Raw genomic sequence first — 4,960 nt, 5'->3', positions numbered from 1 at the left:
ACTTACTTTACGACTTTACTAACCGTAACGTTAACTAACGTACTAATCCCGTTTTCTTTACCCGTTACGTTTAACTTCCCGGTTAAAAAAAACAAACTCCCCCGGCATACTTACAATAATCACTCAATACACTATAGCGCTCATCAATTCCGGATGATTTATAAATAGCTTTTAATAATCTTTTTTAACGGGATTAAGTTTTAGACTAATACCAATGATTTCAGCAATCTCTTTCTGGCTGCGTTTATAAGGCGGATTGGCAGTTCCTATTGCTGTAATTGCAGATTGCATAATGAAGTCCCTTATTAACAGATAATTATCTGGGCATTAGCCGTTGTTAAATAGTCGTAAAAGCTTGCTCTTAGCAACGAGTATTTTTACTCAATGCAAATAAGCTATACTACAAGAAATCTAGTTGGCAAGAGTGTAACATGAGTCTAATGCAACGTCTTAAAAGCTCTTGGGATTTCTTAATCTGCTGTATGCAGTTTTTGAAAAAAATCCGGACTTAATCATCTTACCCATACTTAGCTTAGTTGCAATGCTCGTGATTATTGCCTCTCTAGTGGGCGCCTCATTTTTGGAGATAGATGTATTACTCCAATATTACCAAACCAATGTAGCCATCCTGATTATTGGCTTATTGCTTTTTATTTTTATTGTCCTTTATCATTCTTTACTTTAACGCCTCACTCATTACTTGCGTTATCGAACGTATGCAAGGAAATAAAATGACCGTTTTCCGTGCCCTCTTTCTTACTTTAAAAAAGACTGGCCCTTTACTGCAATGGACCTTCATTAGCGCCACAGTATGTGCACTGCTTAATGCTTTAGAACGAACACATGATATTGTTGCTGATATTCTTTCAGCCATTTTTGGCTTTTCTTGGGCCATTACTACTTATTTCGTTTTGCCGATTATGATTGTTGAGAACATGGGACCGATTACAGCTTTCAAACACTCAATTAAACTCATTGGTAAAGGTTGGCGAAAGTTGATCTCTGCAAATTTCATCTTGTTTTTGTTTGTTGCAGCAATTATTGGTATATTCTACTTGGTCGCCTATCTTTTTCAGGAAACAAATCAATCCTTACCAGTCAATATACCAATCATTCTCGGTTTGCTTGTTTTATGGATCATTATTAGTAAAGCCTTTAATACTATTTTTAATTGTGCCCTATATCTAACTATTAGCGGCAAACCATTGCAAGGTTTTGACAAAGCCCTACTTTCTGAATTAGTTGTAAAGAAATAAGTTGAATCGCTAACCAGAGGCTATGGACAAAAAAATTTTGATCTGCTGTTCGCCTTAAGGCATCTTATTGCAATTTTTTGCAGTGTAGTAGCTATTTTCATCATTAAACAGATTACACTGTTTTTATATATCAAACCCTACCAAAACCTCGATCTCCTTACTCTCTGCCATATTCTCTGGCATTCAAACGATCTTTTTTACAGTTAATTCTAGTTTTTAATTTTCTTATCAAACCACTTTTTATTTATTGCGTGATTATTTATCTTTTTTAATCTGCAAAGTAAAAGTAACGCCTCCAAAAATTTGAATAATGCTCATATCATTCAGCGTTTATTCAAATTAAGATGAGCTAAAGGAATATAATTAGAGTGCTCCTTACCTGGTTTGCTTTCAAATAAACAAATCTCATCAATCCATATCTTGGGAATAACCGGTATTTCAATTTGCTCCAAGGAAAAAGATTGATGATGAACGCGCCGTAAACGACCTAGTGTTAGATGTCCCCGAAACGCGCGGGCTTCAACAGGGTAATTGGTTGCCTTGATTCCTTGACCAATCGCTACAGACAGTTGAGTTAAACAATCACTTGGTTCTACTGCTAAAGAAATAATTCGCGGATGCGTTGGCGTCGGAAAAAACTCCATAGCCTTCAATTCTAAATAAAACGAAGGTGTATTGGTTAAGCTACTACGAACATTTTCAATAAGTTGTGCAATATCCTTAAGATGAAGCTCTGGCATAAATTGTAGAGTGATATGCAAGTTTTCACTATGCATCCAATGCACTGCAGTAACAGGAACATAGGTCTGCGCTGAAGTCAGCACTTCTGCCAATAAATGCCGAGTCGATTGGGGTATGGCAAGAGCAAAAAAGCACGAATTGGTTTCATTATTTAAGCCAAAAAATTAATTCATCTAAGCACGGATATGTTCGTCATGATATATTTATGCATCTTATCAACCTTCATTCAACGAAATTACACTTTCACATTCATTCCAAATAAAATAGCTTGCTTATGGAAATCGTATGGGGTTAATTATTATAGGGCATTAAAATCAATCCCCCCTAACTACTATGGAATTACTAGTCTGTAACCCGGATAAACGGGCATTAGCTGACCACTCAATCTGACCTTGAGGAAAAACAGGGAAAGCAGCATGAACTGAAGAAGAGACGCTTAAAAGACCAGTAAAAAAACTAATCTTACTTAATTGCTTTGTATTATTTAGAAATCCTTTCAATCTATCACTCCCTCTGGTGATCAAGATTAATGATACTTATTTTTAAAAAGGACGCAATTTTTTATGTCGCAATCATAATCCGTTCTTTGCAAAGAGAAGACAGTTCAATCAAATCAAGATAAACTTGCTATCATTAAATGGCTGATTTATTTACTATGCTTTTACAAAAATCCCAACACAGAGTTTTTTAAAAAAATAATTATTGTTTTTTGGGCTATTTGGTGGTTGATAGCGCTCTGGACAGATATCGTAGGCCTGCTGGCACACCTTGGTTTATTACAAAAAAGCTGGGCACCAGATACCAACTATCCTTTTCTTGTCGACTCATTAAAGATGTACAATCCCCCTTTTTGGCTCCCTCCACTTTGCTTCGCGGGAATTCTGCTGTGGTCACTAATTTCTACCCTCGCCTTTGGCTGGGCGTGTACTGGTTTGAATCAACCAACGGCATGCTGGAGACAAAGGGCAGATATAGCATTTATTATCTCACTTAGCTACTGGTTGGCTTTTTCCTCGCTGACCAGCTAGTCATGAAGTTCGATCTGGAGGAAAACCACATGGTACAAGGTGGTTTTCAATTATTAACTTATTTGGCGCTTTATATACTTCCGACAAAAACAGAGAATAATTTATCAACTCCCTGAGTTTTTAATTGCTCTTTCATAAACAGCCTTCGCAATCTGTAAATCTTGTACCGCTAGGCCTGTTAAATCAGCAATCGTTATTTGCTGATCATTACTACGTCCTTTTTCAGACCAGCAATAATTGCTCCTAACTCAATCAATTGCATTTTAGTAATGATTTTTTTACGTAATGCATGCGCTGCATCACCACGTTTAATACTCTGCGAAATACTATCAGTCACAATTAGTTCTGCTGCAGCAAAGATGTTTTCATCCAATTCTTGTTTTAGCGGTGTATCAGCTCCAACTGCAGTAATATGAGTACCTTTTCTAATTTGATTTGCAAAAAGGATTGGTACAAAGGATGGTGTTGTTGTAACAATGAGATTGCAACTATTTGCTAATACATCCATCGATTGTGTGATCTCGATTCGACAGATTTCATTTTGCACCTGATTTTGAAATTCTAACAACTTAGTCCAATCTCTTCCCCATACAACGATATCTTTACAGGAGATAATTTGTTGCAAAAAATAAAGTTGTAACCTCGCTTGTGTCCCTGTACCAACGATTCCAATTCTATTAACAATTCGTGGGGCAAGGTATTTGGCAGCAATTGCACCCGCAACTGCTGTTCGTATATCCGTTAAATACCCTTCATCAAGGATGAATAGCCTCCAAAACGCCCGTTTTTTGGCTAAAAAGCAACATGAGTCCATGACTGGAAGGAAGGTTTAATTTAGGATTTTCATAAAATCCTGAAGCTATTTTTACCACATAAAATTCATCACCGGTTATATAACCATATTTGATATGCACATCACCTGGTGGCCTAATAAAGCACAACTCCCCTACCGGTGGCATCACGGTATTTCCCATTGAATAAGCAATAAAACCTTCTTTCAGTTTGGGAATAAGATTCACTCCATGAAGTAATTCTTTTATCTCAGCCAACGTAATGATTTTCATTTATATTAATCAAATACCTTCTTCAAGGTCTCTAGGCTGATATTTCCACCACTTAGAATAACCACTACATTTTTGGCATGAAATTGCTCGGCATTTTTGATAAGGGCAGCTAGAGCAACAGCCGCTGCCCCTTCAATTAAAAGATGCTGCGTTTTAATGAGGGTAATAATCGCGTCTTTCATTTCTTCTTCAGATACCAGAATGTAGTCATCAACCAATTTTTCGCAAATTTCAAAGGTGATGGCATCTGGTTCAATCCCACCCGCTGTTGCGTCAGAAAGGGTTGCTATGGTTTCCAAATCTATAATTTGTCCTGCTTTTATGGATTCAGCCATAACAGGAGAATTCTTTGGTAAGCAACCATAAATTTTTGTTTTTGGTGAAACAACTTTCAAATAACTAGCAATCCCAGCGATTAACCCGCCGCCGCCAATGGGAACCAAAACCACATCAATCTTATCTAATTGACGAACTAATTCCGTAGCAATTGTTCCTTGACCAGCAATGACTTGTGGATCATTGTAAGGCGAAATATAAATCATGTTGTGTTGCTCGGCATAATGACGAGCATACATTTCAGTTTGCATGCAATCGGTAGCATAAAACTCCAGGACTGCATCGTAATTACGAATATTCTCTATCTTTGTACAAGAAGTATTTTCTGGAACAAAAACCATGCCGGGAAGATGTAATTTATGAAGACCAAAAGCAACCGCAGCCCCATGATTTCCAGACGAAGCAGTAACAAGCCCCTGCTGTTGTTGTGATGAACTTAACAAAAGCAATTTATTGAACGCGCCCCGTATTTTGAAAGAGCCCGTGTATTGCAGATTTTCACACTTTAAGTAAGTATTGGTATTAGTTATTCTGC

The 4,960-nt window shown here is 37.2% G+C and carries 4 protein-coding genes and 2 pseudogenes; 2 read left to right on the top strand and 4 right to left on the bottom strand.

Annotated features, from left to right (window positions below):
* The first annotated feature begins 460 nt into the window (after positions 1-460).
* Together BN58_RS10265 and BN58_RS10260 are read left to right on the top strand one after the other, a co-directional pair.
* On the top strand, positions 461-685 hold the full coding sequence (locus tag BN58_RS10265) for a hypothetical protein (protein WP_019216741.1): 225 nt from the start codon (positions 461-463) through the stop codon (positions 683-685).
* Positions 636-1,256: a DUF6159 family protein gene (locus tag BN58_RS10260; RefSeq protein ID WP_332247953.1), complete on the top strand. Its 621-nt coding sequence runs from the start codon at positions 636-638 to the stop codon at positions 1,254-1,256. The genes BN58_RS10265 and BN58_RS10260 overlap by 50 nt, the downstream gene beginning before the upstream one ends.
* Positions 1,257-1,579: 323 nt before the next feature.
* On the opposite strand, the pseudogene thpR reads toward BN58_RS10260, so the two are convergent.
* The 4 genes and pseudogenes from thpR to BN58_RS10240 all read right to left on the bottom strand — a co-directional run.
* A pseudogene (gene thpR / locus BN58_RS10255) lies at positions 1,580-2,119 on the bottom strand (RNA 2',3'-cyclic phosphodiesterase); the annotation flags it as partial.
* Positions 2,120-3,129: 1,010 nt separating this feature from the next.
* Positions 3,130-3,839: pseudogene (locus BN58_RS31700) on the bottom strand (hypothetical protein).
* Positions 3,781-4,089 (bottom strand): Rossmann-fold NAD(P)-binding domain-containing protein, encoded by a 309-nt coding sequence (locus tag BN58_RS31695; protein WP_198009867.1) that lies wholly within the window; start codon positions 4,087-4,089, stop codon positions 3,781-3,783. The pseudogene BN58_RS31700 and the gene BN58_RS31695 overlap by 59 nt, the downstream one beginning before the upstream one ends.
* Positions 4,090-4,094: 5 nt before the next feature.
* Positions 4,095-4,960, bottom strand: an 866-nt coding sequence (locus tag BN58_RS10240) for a threonine/serine dehydratase (RefSeq protein ID WP_019216738.1), incomplete at its 5' end; no start/stop codon positions are given.

It is taken from the genome of Legionella tunisiensis, assembly GCF_000308315.1.
Classification (GTDB): Bacteria; Pseudomonadota; Gammaproteobacteria; order Legionellales; family Legionellaceae; genus Tatlockia; species Tatlockia tunisiensis.
Note: the sequence above shows the minus strand (reverse complement) of the source record. Positions and strands in the feature narration are given on the sequence as shown.

What these genes read in the sequence shown, in the direction of transcription:
- BN58_RS31695 (WP_198009867.1), bottom strand. Translation starts at nt 4,089, where the DNA reads ATGAAAATCATTACGTTGGCTGAGATAAAAGAATTACTTCATGGAGTG.